Genomic DNA, 17,115 nt, shown 5'->3' on the forward strand with positions numbered 1-17,115 from the left:
TGCTAAAACTCAAACTGATAGAGCAAATCAAGCGCCTGGTCGATCCCAGACACCGCTTCCAGATATAGCTTAGGCATCAGGCGATAGCGTAACGTGAGTGTCGCTAAGGAGTCAAAGATCCCTACACCATATTTCACCTGTAGACCCGGCAGTACGTAGCCGCTGACCACCACCTGAGATGAGTCGCCCACCCCTTGAGTGTCCAGCGCCAGATTGCTTACGCCAAATGTCTCGCCGATTTTACCCACAACCTGACCACTTTGTGCAACCCCCAGGCCAATAAGCATGGATGTCATCGCGGCACTGTCGCTCTGATCGCTATCCAGCCCCTGTCCACGAACAAGATAAGAGAGCGCCATCTGTTGCGACATCGCCGGGTCAGAGAAGACTTCGGCTTTCGGCTGGTCTGCCGGGCCGGTGACGCGAATACCGGCGGTCACATCATCTTCGGTGGCATCCGGATTACGGATCGCTTCGATGTTCAGCAGCGGCTGGTCCGGCGGGCCGGAGAAGAGCAGCTCACCTTTACGCACAATCAAATCCTGGCCGTAGGCGTGGAAGCGCCCTTCCGGAATGTTGATCTGGCCGTTCAGGCCAAGCCCCTGTTTGTCCTGCGCCACTTTCAGGTCACCGGTGAGGCGTGCTTTGAGGCCAAACGCATCCAGACGCACGTTGTTACCGACGTGAATGGTCAGGTTGCTGTTGATCGGAATCGACGCGCTTTTCGGGTTTTCCGGCTGTAGCTGATCGTTGAGCATCACTTCATCACTGGAGACGCCCACCGCGCTCTCCGGTACGTCGTGCACCACAATGCGCGCCCACGGCACATCAACGCTGCCGTCGAGCGTAAACAGGCTCGGCGTGGCGTTAAATACCACATCCGGCGAAACGTCGAGGCGCACCATCGGCGGCACGGTAATACGTACCCGGCTGCCTTTCGCCGCCACGCTGGCGCGCCAGTTGTCGATCTGCGTCCAGTCGGCGTTGCCGCTCAGGCTAATGCGCCCCTGCTGCGTCACCACTTCCCCTTGCAGGGTCGAGCGCGTGCCGTTGAAGTTCATTGCAATCTGGCTCGGCTGCATGTCGAACGGCATGAAGTTAGCGTCGAGATCGACACCGTTGAGCTGCATTTGGCCAAACAGCTGTGGCCCCTGAACGTCGCCGCCGAGACGCAGGTTGGCGTTCAGTGTACCCGCTGCTTTCTCGCCTTTTGCGAAGATAGGGTTAATCATCGCCAGCGAGAAGTTGCGGATGTTGACGTTGCCGCCCAGGTTGCGTCGCCCCTGCGGATCGGTAACCTGAACTTGCCCATCAAGTTGCCCGTTATTGGTCAGGCGAATCATCCAGCCCAGCTCGGCGCGGTTGTTGTGCAGGTCCGCATTGAGATTCAGCGTGTCGAACGCCACCGGGAGCGGCGCGTCGTTCACAATCTGAGTGACCTTCACGTTACGCCCGTTAAGCGTCACTTTCCCCTGTGGCAGGCCTTCTTTAGTGGTGTCCCAGCTCACATCAGCGTTACCGCTGAACACGCCGCTGGCCTGCGTCTCTTCCGGCATAAACGGTTTGAGCATCGCAAGGTCGAAGCGGTTAAGGTTCACCTGTGCACGGCCCGTTGCTCCGGCGTCGATGGTCTGCGGCACGCAGAGTTCAGCGTTCGGGTTGGTCCAGCAGTGCGGGCCCACGCTGATTTTCTGCTCTTTGTTACGGTAATCGAGCGCGATCGCACGCGACAGCGACCACGGGCCGACCGGCGTCTGGAAGCGCGTGTCGCTCAGCGAACCTTTCCAGCGCTCTTCTTTGCGATCAAAACTGCCCGCCAGCGCCAGCTGCCCGGAGACCGGTTCACCGTTGATGCGCAGATTCAGCGTGTGCTGTTTCTCGCTACCTTTGGCACTGAGATCCACCAGGCTGATATCCACGCCCGGCTGCGCAATGCGCTCGACGCGCACATCAAGATTGCCCGCGATCTGGTCGGTGGATTTCACATCACCTTCCACGCGAACCTGACCGACGGTCAGCTCCTGCCAGCGCAGGCCGCGCGCGGTGATATCCGCCAGCAACTGCGGCGCTTCCACCGTACCGCGCACTTTTACCAGGCCTTTCGCCGTGCCACCCAGACCCGGCAGGGCGTTATCCAGGCTCGGCGCATCGATCGTGGCGTCGAGATTGAGATCTTTCACCCCCAGCTCGCCCTTCACGTCGGCGCTGTTGCGCCCCAGTTCCAGATGCAGACCCGGAATGGTCCACTGCATGTAGCTGTTGCCCTTCAGGGAGCCGTCAACGTTCACTTTGTTCTGCTTCACGTTGCCGGTGATTTTCAGCGACGGCACATCCATCTGCCAGGTGCCGCCGTACAGGCTGCCCTGGGTTTTGATCAGGCCATCCAGCTTCGACGGCCAGTCCGGCACCTCTTTTGCCGTGTTGATGCCGTGCAGCGCCAGCTCGCCGCGCCAGCTGATCGCCTGCTGCCAGTCGAGCAGCGCTTTCAGCTCGGTGGTGCCTTCCAGCGCCGCTACGGTGAGTTTGTCGAGGTTGACCTGAAGTTCGTTGCCTTTCGCATCCAGCTTAATGTTGGCAGGCGGCACGCCCTGACCTTTCACCGCCGTCCCAAACGACAGCGTGTAATCGGTCATTTTGCCGCTGAGTTTCAGTTTCAGATCGTCGGCCTGGAACTGCTTCTCGCCGGTAAACGGCCAGTACAGCTGTTTGCTGTTAACTTCCAGATTCAGCGGCAACCCGGCTTCGGCCAGTTGCGTTTGCGCGCGCATTGACATATCCACCGGGCCGGAGAGATTCACACCCAGTTCCAGTTGCTTACGCACATCACCGCCCAGCTTGAGCTTGATTTTCTCGCCCTTCAGCGGGTCAATGTTCAGCGTACTGTTGAGGGTGATATCCACCGGCCAGTCGTTGGTCAGTTGCGCTGTGCCGGTGGCATTTACCGTGCCCTGGCTGGAATCGATATCCAGCGTGTCCAGCTTCATATTGCCGTCGATGCTGCTCACCTTCAGCAGCATCTTGTACACCGTCAGATCCGTATCGCCGGTGATGCGCAGTTGTTCGCCGCTGAAAGATTCAATATTCAGATTGAGCGGCAGATGCACGTCGGTCATCTCCGGCAGCACCGGTTTGGAGAAGAGATCTTTCATCGTCTCGCCAAGCGGTTTTTCCTGCGGCTGCGGGTTGTCAATCTTCGGCTCAACCACCTCTTTCTGCGCCACGTCCGCCACTTTCGGCAGAGCGATCAGCAGCCCTTGCAGCGTGGTTGGCGTCAGCGTCAGGTTTTTCTCCTGCCAGTTCAGCCCGGTCATGAAATCCATCACCGACACGGTGGTGTCGTCGATTTTGATATTCACATTGTTGAGCGACACGCGGCTAAGCGTAATAGGGTACGGGGTAGAGAGATTCAGCGGGCCGCTCTCTTCCTCTTCCGCCGCCGGAGATGACGGCGGCATTTTACTGCTGTCGATAGCGACGTTGACATCACGCAGGCCGATATCGTCCACGCACAGGCTGCTGCTCCACAGGCATTCGGTTCTCACCGCCAGATGAAACTCACCTGCGTTTACCGCCACGCCCGGCTGGGTGTAACGCACATTTTTCAGCGTCAGATCACGCCAGCCCCCGGTCACCTGGCCGATTTCCAGCCCCGGCACCCAGCGGTTTGCCGCATTAAACAGCAGATGCAAACCTTTGGTGGTGCCAATCAGGAACGCCACCGCGCCGATAAGCAGCACGATAAAAATCAGTACGCCGAGGCTTATCTTCTTCCATAAACTCATAATTCAGGCCCCAGACCGATGTAGAACTGTAAACCGTGCTCGTCTTTGTCGCCCAGCGGTGCGGCAACGTCGAGCTTGACCGGGCCCACGGGAGACTGCCAGCGCACGCCGACGCCCGCGCCGGTTTTCCAGTCGCTGCGGCGGATATCGCTCACCGCTTCGCCGCCGTCCATGAAGACCGCGCCCCACCATTTACCGGTGACGTTGTACTGGTACTCAACCGAGCCTGTCGCCAGCTTCGAGGCCCCTTTCAGCTTGCCGTCATCGTATTCCGGCGAGATCGATTTGTATTTATAGCCACGAATACTGCGGTCGCCCCCGGCGAAGAAACGCAGATCCGGCGGCACCCGGTCGAAGTCGCCGGTTTCAATCCAGCCGAGGTTGCCGCGCATTACAAAGCGGTGTTTGTCGTATAAGGTTCGAATCCAGACGTTTTGCGCCTGCCAGACGCTGAAGTCGACGTCTGAGCCCCAGGCGGTGTTGGAGTAGTCGATGGAGTAACGTTGGGAATCGCCCCAGGTCGGCATCAGGCCGCCGCGCGAGCGGGTACGGCTGATCATCACCCCCGGATACAGCAGCATGGTGGTATTGGTGACGTTACCCTGGGTAAAGTGGTCGAAGCTCCAGCGCAGGTTAATCGCCCGCTGCCAGCCGCTGGAGAGGTCCCAGTAGCGCGAGAGCGCAAGCGTGGTGGAGTCGGCTTCCGTATCGTTCAGGTCGGTGCGCTTAAAGCCCCCTTGCACCAGATAATACTGTTCAAGCGGGTTCTTCAGGAGCGGCATCTTGTAGCTGAAATCGAGGATCTGCTCAGGCGATGAGATACTGGCGCTGGTCGTCAGGCTATGCCCATAGGAGTTGATCCACGGTTTTTTCCACGTGGCCTTTACGCGCGGCCCGACGTCAGTCGAGTAGCCGACACCGGTTTCGATGGTGTTTTCACTGCGCGGCGAAACGACGCCATGCAGCGGTAAAACTTTCGTTTTACGTGATTTTTCGAATTCCGGCGCGACAATCACCGATTTAAACCAACCGGTCGCCGACAGGCGGCGATTCAGTTCCGCCAGGTCGCTGGACTGATAATAATCCCCCTGCTTAAACGGCACGAGGTTTTGCAGATACTCTTCGCGAATTTGCGAGCCTTCAAAGGTGACCGGGCCGAAGCGATAGCGCTCACCGCTGTCGTAATCGATATCCCAAAACGCCTGATGGCGATCGAGCGCAATACCGAGCTGGCTCTTGTTGAATTCGCTATCAAAATAGCCGCGACGCAGCGCAACGCTGGTTAGGCCTTTTTTAAAATCGTCGTAATCACTGTGATCGAGCACCGTGCCAATCGCCGGGCGCGTTTTCAGCAGCGCAAGGTAATCTTTATCGGTACGCGCACCGCCGCGAAGAATCACGTCGGTGCCGCCAATGCGCACCGGTTCGCCCGGCGTGACTTTCGCCAGTAGCACCTGACGCCCTTTTGCCGGCGGCGGTTTCAGTTCAAAATCAATCGTCGGTTCGTAATAACCGAGCGCTTTTAAGCCTTCACGGATAGCGTCATCGACGCGCGCGCGAAAACGGCGATCTGGCGTGACCTCATCACCCTGAATCGTCGAGAGCTGCGCTCGAACGTTTTTTTCCAGTTGCCCTGAAAGTCCTTCAACCTGCAAACGTATATTCGCTGCACTGGCAACACCGCTGGTCAGCAGTAAACCGACCACACATAACTGGCGGATTTGTCGCACATTTTCTCCTGAATATCCTGTTTCCACCCCTGATGGAAACGAAAGCCTTTCCACGGCAATAACGGCGTCGGATACGTATCAACCGATTCCCTGCTCATACGTATGGCGCTCTGTTTTTAATAACCCTAAACATTCTCGGGTTGAAAAAGAGACAACACCCCAAATTATTCTTATGTTTAAATCTAGACGTATTCGGCGTGTTTATTGTGTTAAAACTCACGCCTGGTTACAACCTTAACTGCTCATCCTGTAATCTGGAGACCGTCCTATGAGCTTATTTGAGAAAAATCACCTTGTGTCTCAATCGGATGCACTCCCAGGGCGCAATACACCGATGCCTGTAGATACGTTACACGCCGTTAACGGTCACTCAATGACGAATATTCCGGATGGCATGGAAGTGGCTATTTTCGCGATGGGATGCTTTTGGGGCGTTGAGCGCCTGTTCTGGCAGCTTCCTGGCGTGTACAGCACGGCGGCAGGCTACAGCGGCGGTTACACGCCGAATCCGACCTACCGCGAAGTCTGCTCCGGGCAGACCGGACACGCCGAGGCGGTACGCGTGGTCTATGACCCGTCCGTTATCAGCTATGCGCAACTGTTGCAGGTATTCTGGGAAAATCACGACCCGGCGCAGGGTATGCAGCAGGGGAATGACCACGGTACACAGTATCGCTCCGCGATCTATGTGCTGACGCCGGAGCAGGAGCGCGAAGCGCACGCCAGCGCCGAACGCTTCCAGGCCGCAATGAAAAGCGCGGGCGACAATCGTCGCATTACCACGGAAATCGCCACCGCCAAACCGTTCTACTACGCGGAAGATGACCACCAGCAGTATCTGCACAAAAACCCGTACGGATACTGCGGTATCGGTGGGATTGGCGTCTGCCTGCCGCCGCAGCTGGCGTAACGCTACGGTGAAATCGCCGCGCGGGCCATGTGCCGCGTGGCGCTGATCACGCTGCCCGCTTCGCGCACTTTGCCCTGCAACAGCAGGTTAAAGATGGGTGCCTGCGGGCGATTCAGCCGGGTTTGCAGCAGATGAACGGCCTCGATGCCGAGTTCCCGACACGGCACTTCAACGCCCGTTATCGACGCATTACTCAGGTGCCAGCCAAAATCAGTGGTCAACAGCGAGATATCCTGCGGCACGCGCAGGCCAAGACGTGCCAGCACCCGCTGCACGCCCACCGTCATCCCTGAACTTCCGGGGAAAATCGCCTCCGGCCAAAGGTCGCGCGGGTGACTCGTCAGCCAATCCTCCAGCGCCTGCTCCGCTTCGTGAGCGGAAAACCCTTCCGTTACGATTAAAGACTGCGCAGGATCAAACGGCACATGGTAGTCGCGATAAGCCTGTTTTATTCCTTCCAGACGCGTATAGAGCGTTTCACGACGCAGGCAGGTGAGCGATAACACGCGCCGATGCCCGTGCTCAAACAGATGGCGCAGCGCGCTGTAACCAATGGCGTGGTGATCCGGCGACACCGCATCCAGCGCCATCTCTTTGTCATGAGAGTTAATCAGCACGCAGGGTTTATTCAGGCTGGCGGCAAGTTTAAAGATAGTCGGGTCGTCGGTGCCGATAATAATGATCGCGTTGATGTGCTTACTGCCGGTCTTATCGAGGAACAGGCGAATGTCCGCCTGCCGCTCTTCCAGCCCGCACCAGGAGAGATAGACATCGTGCGGGGCGACGGCGTCAGCGATGCCTTTGGTCACCTCCTGATAAAAGGTATCGCCGTTGGCGGTGAATGTGCGCGCTGGCGCAAAAACGGCGATGCCGTTTATCAGCAGCCGCCCGCTCGCCATCTCTTCCAGCACGCCCAATCGCCGCGCGCATTTCACTATCGCCGCCCGCGCTTTTTCGCTGGTGTACGATTTCCCGCTCAGCACGCGCGAAACGGTGCTGATGGAGTAGCCCGTTTGGGTGGCGATCTGCTTCATTTTCAGCTTGCCGGACATGATGTGATCTCGCTCGCAATCAAATTCTGCAAATATTTGCAGAACCAGTCGGCTGATTTTAAAACCTTTTTTCACCCTTTCGCCCATATTCCTGCTTTCCCTGCGAGCATTCTCACAAAATCCGTTTGTCGCCCCGTTGCGCCTTTTCTATGTTGCAGACATCAACCCTTTTTACGACGCAAGGTGCAGCATGAAGAAGGTACGGTTTGGCATTATTGGTGTGGGGAATATCGGCACGGTTCACGCCCGCTATCTGCTGGCGGGCACGGTTAAAGAGGCGTGCCTGACGGCGGTATGCGACAACAATCCTGAAAAACACGCGACCATTCGCGCGTTAGTGGGCGAAGAAGTCGCGCTGTTTAGCGATGCGCAGGAGATGCTGCAAAGCGGGCTGATTGACGCGGTAATTGTCTCGACGCCGCACTATGAGCATCCGCGTTTGTCGATGATGGCGATGCGCCTGGGCATTCATACGCTGTGCGAAAAACCGGCTGGCGTGTACACCGCGCAGGTGCGCGAGATGAACGAATTTGCGCGTGGCTGTAACGTGGTGTTCGGCATGATGTTCAACCAGCGCCCTAACCCGCTGTATCAGAAAGTGAAAGATCTGATCGACAGCGGCGAACTGGGCGAAATTCGCCGCTCAAACTGGATTATCACCAACTGGTATCGCTCACAAAGCTACTACAACTCCGGCGGCTGGCGCGCCACCTGGAAAGGCGAAGGCGGCGGCGTGCTGCTCAACCAGGACCCGCACCAGCTCGACCTCTGGCAATGGCTGGTCGGTATGCCCGTTCGCGTGCGCGCCTTCTGCCAGTTCGGTAAACATCGTCAGATTGAAGTCGAAAACGAAGTCACCGCCTACGCGGAATACGCCAACGGCGCGACGGGTGTGTTTATCACCACTACCGCAGAAGCCCCCGGCACGAACCGCCTGGAAATCGCCGGCGATCGCGGCAAAGTGGTGGTTGAAGAGGGCAAGCTGCGCTTCTGGCGACTGCGCGAATCGGAAACCGAATTCAACGCCCGCTGGCAGAACGGCTTTGGCGAACCGGAGTGCTGGGAAGTGACCATTCCGGTGGCACCGGAGTGCAGCGATCATCATGTAATCACCACTAACTTTGCCGCCGCCGTGCTGCACGGCACGCCGCTGCTGGCACCGGGTCAGGAAGGTATTCACGGCCTGACGCTCTCTAACGCCATGCACCTTTCCACCTGGACAGACAACTGGGTCGACCTGCCGCTGGATGAAGCGCTGTTCAAACAGCTGCTGGATGAGCGCATTGCCACGTCCGTGGATAAAAACGTCGAGAGCAAAACCCTGGACGCGTCCGGCACCTGGTAAGCGAAATTGCCCGGTGGCGCTTCGTTTACCGGGCCTACGAAATACAGATTGTAGGTCGGGTAAGCGCAGCGCCACCCGACGCAAAGGCAGGCACCAACAGGAGCAACAATGAGCATCAAAGACGGAATGAACTACGCCCCGGTGGGCAAACCGCAGCCGGTGGTTGCGCCGGGCGAATTTATCATTGCCGCCGCCGCGCTGGACCACGGCCACATCTACGGCATGTGTAACGGCCTGATTGAAGCGGGCGCGACGCTGAAGTGGGTGTACGATCCCGACCCGGCTAAAGTGGCGAAATTCGTCGAGCAGTATCCGCAGGTGAAGGTGGCTGATTCTCTGGAAACCATTCTGACCGACGCCAGCGTGCAGCTGGTTGCCGGTGCCGCCGTGCCTTCCGAGCGCTGCCCGCTGGGCCTGAGAGTGATGGATGCAGGCAAAGATTACTTCACCGATAAAGCGCCGCTGACCACTCTGGCGCAACTGGAACAGGCAAAACGCAAAGTGCGGGAAACCGGGCGTAAATACGCGGTCTATTATAGCGAACGCCTGCACGTTGAAAGTGCCGTTTTCGCCGGGCAACTGGTGGAACAAGGGGCGATTGGCCGCGTTATGCAAACCCTCGGCGTTGGCCCGCACCGTGAAGGCGAAGGACGCCCGGATTGGTTCTACGATAAAGCCCTGTTCGGCGGCATTCTATGCGATATCGGCAGCCATCAGATTGAGCAATTCCTCTTTTATACCGGCAACCGCAACGCGCGCCTGGTGGCAAGCCAGGTGCGCAACGTCAATCATCCACAGTATCCGCTGTTTGAAGATTTCGGCGACGCGATGCTGGCGGGCGACAACGGCGCCACCGGCTATTTCCGCTGCGACTGGTTCACGCCGGACGGCCTTTCAAGCTGGGGCGACGGTCGTCTGACGCTGCTGGGCACCGAGGGCTATATCGAAATTCGCAAGTATGTCGATATCACCCGTCAGGAGCAGGATGTGGTTTATCTGGTCAACAAAGAGGGCGAGTTCCGCTATCCGGTGGCGGGCAAAGTGGGCTTCCCCTACTTCGGCCAGTTGATTCTCGATTGCCTGAATCGCACCGAGAATGCCATGACCCAGGAACACACGTTTAAAGCCGCCGAGCTGTGCGTGAAGGCGCAAATGCTGGCTAACGCACTGGCCTAACGGAGGCACTATGGGACCCATTCATGCAGCGATTATCGGCGCAGGCTCCATTCATGGTTGCCATGCAGACCCGATACTCCAGCACCCGCAAGCCCGGTTGTACGCACTTGTTGATACGGATGTCGACAAGGGCCGGGCGTTGGCAGAAAAGTATAATTGCCGCTTTTACGCCGACTACCGCGACCTGCTGGCCGATGCAGAGGTCGATGTGGTGCACATCTGTACACCCCATCATCTGCACCGGGAGATGATTATCGCCGCACTGGCGGCGGGCAAACACGTCTTTAGTGAAAAGCCTGTCGTCATGAATGGGAGTGAACTGGCGCAGATCCAGGCTGCGGTCGAGCGTGCCGATACGCAGCTTGCGGTCTGCTACCAGAATCGCCTTAACCCCACCAGCCAGCGCATCCGGCAGACTATTCAGAGCGGAACGCTCGGCAACATGTTAAGCATCAAAGCCTGCCTGACCTGGCATCGCCACGGCGCGTACTATAACCAAAGCCCGTGGCGTGGTCGCTGGGCTACGGAGGGCGGCAGCCTGTTGATTAACCAGGCCATTCATACGCTGGATTTGATGCAGTGGTTTGCCGGCGGCGTGCAGCGTATCAAGGGCGTGGTGGAAACCAGCCTGCTTGAATCGCTTATCGAAACCGAAGATTCAGCAATGGCGACAATGGAGTTCACCAACGGCGCGCGCGGTATTTTCTACGCCACCAACTGCTACACCACCGATTCTCCGCTGGCGCTGGAGATCCACTTTGAGCGCGGCTTTTTACAGCTCGAACGCAATACGCTCTGGCAGGTGGTCGATGAGCAACGCACGGCGCTGGTTAATGACGAGCTGCCGCACGGCAACGTCAAACGCTACTGGGGCGACAGCCACCGCCAGGCAATAAACGATTTCTATGCGGCAATCCTCGACCCGACGCAGTACGGCGGGGCCGATATTCACGATGCAGCGGTATCCCTGCGAATGGTCAACGCTCTTTATCAATCCTCAGCGCAGCGCCGCTGGATTGACCTTCCCCGCTAAGCAAAATGCGCCCACTGGCGAATTTACACTCTTTTACGCTATACTAGCTGCGAATTCGCCGGTCCAGTGCCTTCGGACCGGTTTTTAGTGTATTCCACACGACGTTCAACTTCCCTTCCGAGGATCTGGCCTTAACGGTCGGATAAGATATGTTAAACAGTATTTTAGTAATACTTTGCCTGATTGCCGTCAGCGCCTTCTTCTCGATATCTGAGATCTCGCTGGCTGCCTCCCGTAAAATCAAACTCAAGCTGCTGGCCGATGAAGGCAATGTGAATGCGCAACGCATCCTGAAAATGCAGGAAAACCCCGGTATGTTCTTCACCGTGGTGCAAATTGGCCTTAACGCGGTCGCCATTTTGGGCGGTATCGTGGGCGATGCGGCATTCTCACCGGCGTTCCACAGCCTGTTTATGAATTACATGTCTCCAGAGCTTGCCGAGCAGCTGAGCTTTATTCTCTCCTTCTCGCTGGTGACCGGCCTGTTTATTCTGTTCGCCGACCTGACGCCGAAGCGCATCGGTATGATTTCGCCGGAAGCCGTGGCTTTGCGAATCATCAACCCGATGCGTTTCTGTCTTCTGGTCTTCCGTCCGCTGGTCTGGTTCTTCAACGGCCTCGCTAACGTCATCTTCCGCATCTTCAAACTGCCAATGGTGCGTAAAGATGACATCACCTCTGATGACATTTATGCCGTTGTAGAAGCCGGTGCGCTGGCGGGCGTGCTGCGTAAGCAAGAACATGAACTGATTGAAAACGTGTTTGAACTGGAATCACGTACCGTGCCGTCTTCCATGACGTCGCGCGAAAACGTGATTTGGTTTGACCTGCATGAAGATGAGCAGAGCCTGAAAAACAAAGTGGCCGAGCATCCTCACTCTAAGTTCCTGGTGTGTAACGAAGATATCGATCACATCATTGGTTATGTCGATTCGAAAGATCTGCTGAACCGCGTGCTGGCAAACCAGAGCATGGCACTGAACAGCGGCGTGCAGATCCGCAATACCCTGATTGTGCCGGACACGCTTACCCTTTCTGAGGCGCTGGAAAGCTTCAAAACGGCGGGTGAAGACTTCGCGGTTATCATGAACGAATACGCGCTGGTGGTGGGCATCATCACCCTGAACGACGTGATGACCACCCTGATGGGCGACCTGGTCGGCCAGGGGCTGGAAGAGCAGATTGTGGCGCGCGATGAAAACTCATGGCTCATCGACGGCGGCACGCCGATTGACGACGTGATGCGTGTGCTGGATATCGACGACTTCCCGCAGTCTGGCAACTATGAAACCATCGGCGGCTTCATGATGTTTATGCTGCGTAAAATCCCGAAACGCACCGATGCGGTGAAGTTCTCCGGCTACAAGTTCGAGGTGGTGGATATTGATAACTACCGCATCGACCAGTTGCTGGTCACCCGCATTGATAACAAGCCGACGGTGTTAGTGCCAAAACAAGCTGAAATCGAAGAGAAAGGTACAGCGGCTTAAAACGCTTCTCTGAAAACATCAACGGCTCCCATTGGGAGCCGTTTGCTTTTCTGCCGCTAGCTGCCGTTATGCCATCTCGGTTTGCAGACGCATAACGTGGCGGTTGACCTCGGACATCACAGAATAGTGCTGCTTGTCCTTAATCTTGGGGAGCAAAATTTTCCCCTTATCAAACTCAAAAGCACCAACGTCCTTGATGTACAACCGTCCACGGAACAGGATTTTTACGTACTTTGCCACCTGAAGCGGGTTGTAGCGTTGGAAAATTTTCATTCTTATCTCCTGCGAGTATAACGCCCTTGTTGATTCCAAATTTGGTTCAACGCTCCGGGGCGCAATGTTAAATACCCGTTAACTATAGTCCATAACCACAGAGCTACCCTAGTATAGGGAGCTTTATTTACCTTTTTATTACAATAATTGAGAATTTTCTTTTCAGCTATACGATGAATACAGTATAAGCCTTCGATTTACTGCGGTTATGTGCGTTCCCCCACAAAGTGGCACTAACCTTGCGGGAAAAACATATCAATAGCACTTATGCTTAAAAGCATCGGCCAAGTGGTCGGATCACCTGCATAAAAAGAAGGACACACCATGACCTTACGTTCTCTGTTGGCCATTTCATGCCTGTTAATGCCGTTGATGGCGTCCGCCCACTCGCTGAAAGAGGGGGAACGCGTACCTGCGGTAGGCGTTGCCGATCGCGGTGAATTGATGCTCGACAATGATAAGTTTAGCTACAAAAGCTGGAATAGCGCGCAGCTTCCTGGAAAAGTGCGAGTGGTGCAACATATTGCCGGGCGCACCTCCGCCAAAGAGAAGAATGCCGGGCTGATTGAAGCCATCAAAGCGGCGAACCTGCCGCATGACCGCTACCAGACCACCACCATCGTCAACACCGACGACGCCATTCCGGGCACCGGAATGTTTGTGCGTAACAGTCTGGAGAGCAATAAAAAGCTCTTCCCGTGGTCGCAGATTGTGGTCGACAGCAACGGGGGGGTGATGAAAGCCTGGCAACTGGAAGAAGAGAGTTCAGCGATTGCGGTGCTGGATAAAGACGGGCGCGTACAGTGGGCCAAAGATGGCGCGTTGACGCAGGATGAAGTGCAGCAGGTGATTGCCCTGCTGCATAAATTACTTAAAAAATAGCGACGCGGAAGCCGGGGTTGAGGAAAGATTCACGCGGCGTGTAATCGAGGGTTTTCCCCTGCCAGTCGTGAACCCGCGCCCCGGCGGCAACGGCCACCGCGTGCCCTGCGGCAGTATCCCAGACGCAAGTCGGCCCGAAGCGCGGGTAGAGCTGCGCCTGCCCTTCTGCCACCAGGCAGAACTTGAGCGATGAGCCAATAGAGGTGGTCTGATGCTCACCCAACTGTTGTAAATATTCCGCGAGTTCCGGATCGCTACTGTGCGAACGGCTGATCACCACCAGCGGCGGGCGCGCATCGCGGGCGTGAATTTGCTTACGCACATCGCACTCTTCTTTCCACGCTTTGCCTTCGGCTGCGCTGTACATCACCTTCGTGACCGGGGCGTACACCACGCCCAGCACCGGCTTACCGTGCTCAATCAAGGCGATATTGACGGTGAATTCGCCGTTGCGCTTGATAAATTCTTTGGTGCCATCCAGCGGGTCCACCAGCCAGTAGCGCTGCCAGTGCTGACGCACATCCCAGCCCGGCGGGTCCTCTTCCGACAGAATCGGAATGTCAGGCGCAAGCGCCTTTAGACCGTTAACAATCACATGGTGCGCCGCAATATCCGCTGCCGTGACGGGAGAATCGTCTTTCTTGCTGGCAACGTCCATCGGTAGCGCTCCATCATAAACCTGCATAATGGCATCGCCCGCGTTCCTTGCAAGCTGACATACTTGTTCTAACATTCTCCACCTCGTTGAGATTGCAGTGGTGTTAACTCGTTGTTTTATTTATATCGCATCGTCACGCATTGCGCCATTCCCATCGGCGACGCCGGGTCAGGATATCTGTGAAGCGCTGCCGGTTTCCGCTCATTATTTTCTGGCATGATTCACATTCTCGTAAGCAACAGAATGTACATACATTTTCTTATGTGCCCTGGATCTGAAAAGGACGCCCCCTGATGATTAAGTTTAGCGCAACGCTCCTGGCCACGCTGATTGCTGCCAGCGTCAATGCCGCCACGGTCGATCTCCGCATTATGGAAACCACTGATTTGCACAGCAATATGATGGATTTCGACTATTACAAAGATTCTGCAACGGAGAAATTCGGACTGGTCCGCACCGCCAGTTTGATCAATGCCGCCCGCGCGGAGGCCACCAACAGCGTGCTGGTCGATAACGGCGATGTGATTCAGGGCAGCCCGATGGGCGACTACGCGGCGGCCAAAGGCTTAAAAGCCGGGGATACGCATCCGGTGTATAAGGCGATGAATACACTGGATTACGTGGTAGGAAACCTGGGCAACCATGAGTTTAACTATGGGCTGGACTTCCTTCATAAAGCCATTGCAGGCGCGAAGTTTCCGTATATTAACGCCAATATCATCGACGTTAAAAGCAAGAAGCCGCTTTTTACACCCTATCTGATAAAAGAAACCACGGTGAAAGATAAAGACGGCGCAACGCATACGCTGCGTATCGGCTATATCGGTTTTGTGCCGCCGCAAATCATGACGTGGGATAAAGCCAATCTTGACGGCAAAGTGACGGTCAACGACATCACCGAAACCGCCCGCCGCTATGTCCCTGAGATGCGTAAAAACGGTGCGGATGTGGTGGTCGTGATTGCCCACTCCGGGCTCTCTGCCGACCCGTATCAGGCGATGGCGGAGAACTCCGTTTACTATCTGAGTGAAGTGCCGGGCGTCGATGCGATTATGTTTGGCCACGCGCACGCCGTTTTTCCGGGGAAAGATTTTGCGGATATCAAAGGCGTCGACCTTGATAAAGGCACACTGAACGGGGTGCCTGCGGTGATGCCAGGGATGTGGGGCGACCATCTGGGCGTAGTCGATCTGGTGCTGAATAACGACAGCGGCAAGTGGCAGGTGACGTCGTCGAAAGCACAAGCACGCCCAATCTACGATACAGCGGCGAAGAAATCGCTGGCGGCAGAAGACAGCAAGCTGGTTGAGATCTTAAAAGCCGATCACGACGCCACGCGCGAGTTCGTCAGCAAGCCTATCGGCAAATCGTCCGACAATATGTACAGTTTCCTGTCGCTGGTACAGGACGACCCGACCGTGCAGGTCGTCAACATGGCGCAGAAAGCCTACGTCGAGCACTATATTCAGGGCGATCCAGACCTGGCAAAACTGCCGGTGCTTTCCGCCGCCGCACCGTTTAAAGCGGGTGGGCGTAAGAACGATCCGGCGAGCTATGTTGAGGTCGAGAAAGGTCAGCTCACCTTCCGCAATGCCGCCGATCTGTATCTCTACCCGAACACATTGGTCGTGGTGAAAGCCAGCGGTAAAGAGGTGAAAGAGTGGCTGGAGTGTTCAGCCGGGCAGTTTAACCAGATTGACCCGACCAGCAGCAAACCACAGTCGCTCATCAACTGGGATGGCTTCCGCACCTATAACTTTGACGTTATTGACGGCGTGACGTATCAGATTGATGTCAGCCAACCAGCGCGCTACGACGGTGAATGTCAGACGGTGAACCCAAAAGCGGAGCGCGTGAAAGATCTGAAATTTAACGGGAAACCGATCGATCCGAACGCTACGTTCCTGGTGGCGACCAATAACTATCGCGCCTACGGCGGCAAGTTCGCGGGCACAGGCGACGGGCATATCGCATTTGCTTCGCCGGATGAGAACCGTTCCGTGCTGGCAAGCTGGATAAGTGCCGAATCGAAACGCGCAGGCGCCATTCACCCGGCGGCGGATAACAACTGGCGCTTAGCGCCGATTGCCAGCAACGCCGCGCTGGATGTTCGCTTCGAAACCTCGCCTTCTGAGAAAGCGGCGACGTTTATTAAAGAGAAGGCGCAGTACCCAATGAAGCAGGTCGCGACCGATGATATCGGATTTGCGGTTTATCAGGTGGATTTGAGGAAGTAATGCCACGCCGGGTGGCGGCTTCGCCTTACCCGGCCTACAGGGAATGATTTTGTAGGCCGGATAAGCGCAGCGCCATCCGGCATTTACGCCGCACGCTCATCCCGCATCGCCAGCACCTCTGGCAAATTCAACTCAATCCAGTCCGCCAGCGCGGCGACCTTCTCACTCACCTGCTCACCCAGAGGCGTGAGGCTATACTCCACATGCGGCGGAACGACCGGATAGGCAATACGGTTGAGAAAACCATCCTGTTCCAGCGCCTGTAACGATTGGGCGAGCATCTTTTCACTCACCCCGCCCATCTTGCGACGCAGATCGCTAAAACGGTGCGTACCTTCGCGCAGCGCGACCAGAATCAATACGCCCCAGCGGCTGGTGACGTGTTTCAGCACATCGCGCGACGGGCACTGTTCGGCGAAGAGATTGCCCTCTTTCAGTTGTTGCGACAGGCTCACCTGACTCATTTTACACTTACCTTTTTGTATGTACTTACTAAAAGTAAGTTTAGGTGTTAGCGTATTCAAACACAAGACAAACCGATGGAGAC

General features: G+C 56.4%; 13 protein-coding genes. 7 read left to right on the forward strand and 6 right to left on the reverse strand.

Translation table 11 applies throughout. The annotated features are described in order from the left end of the window. Positions 1–2 precede the first annotated feature (2 nt). Both tamB and tamA read right to left on the reverse strand, forming a co-directional pair. Entirely contained in the window at positions 3–3,782 is a 3,780-nt protein-coding gene (gene tamB, locus G163CM_RS15405) for an autotransporter assembly complex protein TamB (protein ID WP_231825548.1), read from the reverse strand. Beyond that, complete coding sequence (gene tamA / locus G163CM_RS15410; protein ID WP_231825549.1) at positions 3,779–5,512, reverse strand: autotransporter assembly complex protein TamA; 1,734 nt, start codon at positions 5,510–5,512, stop codon at positions 3,779–3,781. The genes tamB and tamA overlap by 4 nt, the downstream gene beginning before the upstream one ends. A 268-nt stretch (positions 5,513–5,780) precedes the next feature. Here tamA and msrA point away from each other — a divergent pair, with 268 nt between their 5' ends. Further along, positions 5,781–6,422, forward strand: coding sequence for a peptide-methionine (S)-S-oxide reductase MsrA (msrA, locus tag G163CM_RS15415; RefSeq protein WP_015966170.1), 642 nt, complete (start codon positions 5,781–5,783; stop codon positions 6,420–6,422). A 2-nt stretch (positions 6,423–6,424) separates the two neighbouring features. Here msrA and G163CM_RS15420 read toward each other — a convergent pair whose 3' ends face one another. Next, a complete protein-coding gene (locus G163CM_RS15420) occupies positions 6,425–7,474 on the reverse strand; it encodes a LacI family DNA-binding transcriptional regulator (RefSeq protein WP_231828386.1) in 1,050 nt (349 codons plus the stop codon). Between the two features lie 190 nt (positions 7,475–7,664). Here G163CM_RS15420 and G163CM_RS15425 point away from each other — a divergent pair, with 190 nt between their 5' ends. The 4 genes from G163CM_RS15425 to paeA all read left to right on the forward strand — a co-directional run bounded on the left by G163CM_RS15425 (position 7,665) and on the right by paeA (position 12,518). After that, entirely contained in the window at positions 7,665–8,819 is a 1,155-nt protein-coding gene (locus tag G163CM_RS15425) for a Gfo/Idh/MocA family protein (protein WP_231825550.1), read from the forward strand. A gap of 108 nt (positions 8,820–8,927) precedes the next feature. Further along, the gene (locus G163CM_RS15430) at positions 8,928–9,995 is read left to right on the forward strand and encodes a Gfo/Idh/MocA family protein (protein ID WP_231825551.1); all 1,068 of its coding nucleotides are present in this window, start codon (positions 8,928–8,930) and stop codon (positions 9,993–9,995) included. 10 nt (positions 9,996–10,005) lie between these two features. Then, positions 10,006–11,028 carry a Gfo/Idh/MocA family protein gene (locus G163CM_RS15435; RefSeq protein ID WP_231825552.1) on the forward strand — a complete coding sequence of 341 codons (1,023 nt, stop codon included), beginning with the start codon at positions 10,006–10,008 and terminating at the stop codon, positions 11,026–11,028. Between the two features lie 149 nt (positions 11,029–11,177). Then, entirely contained in the window at positions 11,178–12,518 is a 1,341-nt protein-coding gene (gene paeA, locus G163CM_RS15440; RefSeq protein WP_231825553.1) for a polyamine export protein PaeA, read from the forward strand. Positions 12,519–12,584: 66 nt separating this feature from the next. On the opposite strand, the gene G163CM_RS15445 is transcribed toward paeA, so the two are convergent. Further along, positions 12,585–12,791, reverse strand: a complete 207-nt coding sequence (locus tag G163CM_RS15445; protein ID WP_015966176.1) for a DUF1107 domain-containing protein — start codon at positions 12,789–12,791, stop codon at positions 12,585–12,587. A 324-nt stretch (positions 12,792–13,115) separates the two neighbouring features. Here G163CM_RS15445 and G163CM_RS15450 point away from each other — a divergent pair, with 324 nt between their 5' ends. Further along, positions 13,116–13,673 carry a YtfJ family protein gene (locus tag G163CM_RS15450; RefSeq protein ID WP_231825554.1) on the forward strand — a complete coding sequence of 186 codons (558 nt, stop codon included), beginning with the start codon at positions 13,116–13,118 and terminating at the stop codon, positions 13,671–13,673. Here the strand turns inward: G163CM_RS15450 and cysQ are convergent. Continuing rightward, complete coding sequence (gene cysQ / locus G163CM_RS15455) at positions 13,663–14,406, reverse strand: 3'(2'),5'-bisphosphate nucleotidase CysQ (protein WP_015966178.1); 744 nt, start codon at positions 14,404–14,406, stop codon at positions 13,663–13,665. The genes G163CM_RS15450 and cysQ overlap by 11 nt on opposite strands. A gap of 218 nt (positions 14,407–14,624) precedes the next feature. Between cysQ and G163CM_RS15460 the strand changes: the two genes are divergently transcribed. Beyond that, the gene (locus G163CM_RS15460) at positions 14,625–16,568 is read left to right on the forward strand and encodes a bifunctional 2',3'-cyclic-nucleotide 2'-phosphodiesterase/3'-nucleotidase (RefSeq protein WP_231825555.1); all 1,944 of its coding nucleotides are present in this window, start codon (positions 14,625–14,627) and stop codon (positions 16,566–16,568) included. An 83-nt stretch (positions 16,569–16,651) separates the two neighbouring features. Here G163CM_RS15460 and G163CM_RS15465 read toward each other — a convergent pair whose 3' ends face one another. Beyond that, positions 16,652–17,032: a winged helix-turn-helix transcriptional regulator gene (locus G163CM_RS15465; RefSeq protein ID WP_231825556.1), complete on the reverse strand. Its 381-nt coding sequence runs from the start codon at positions 17,030–17,032 to the stop codon at positions 16,652–16,654. Positions 17,033–17,115 lie beyond the last annotated feature (83 nt).

The sequence above is a fragment of the Pseudocitrobacter corydidari genome (assembly GCF_021172065.1).
Taxonomy (GTDB): Bacteria; Pseudomonadota; Gammaproteobacteria; order Enterobacterales; family Enterobacteriaceae; genus Pseudocitrobacter; species Pseudocitrobacter corydidari.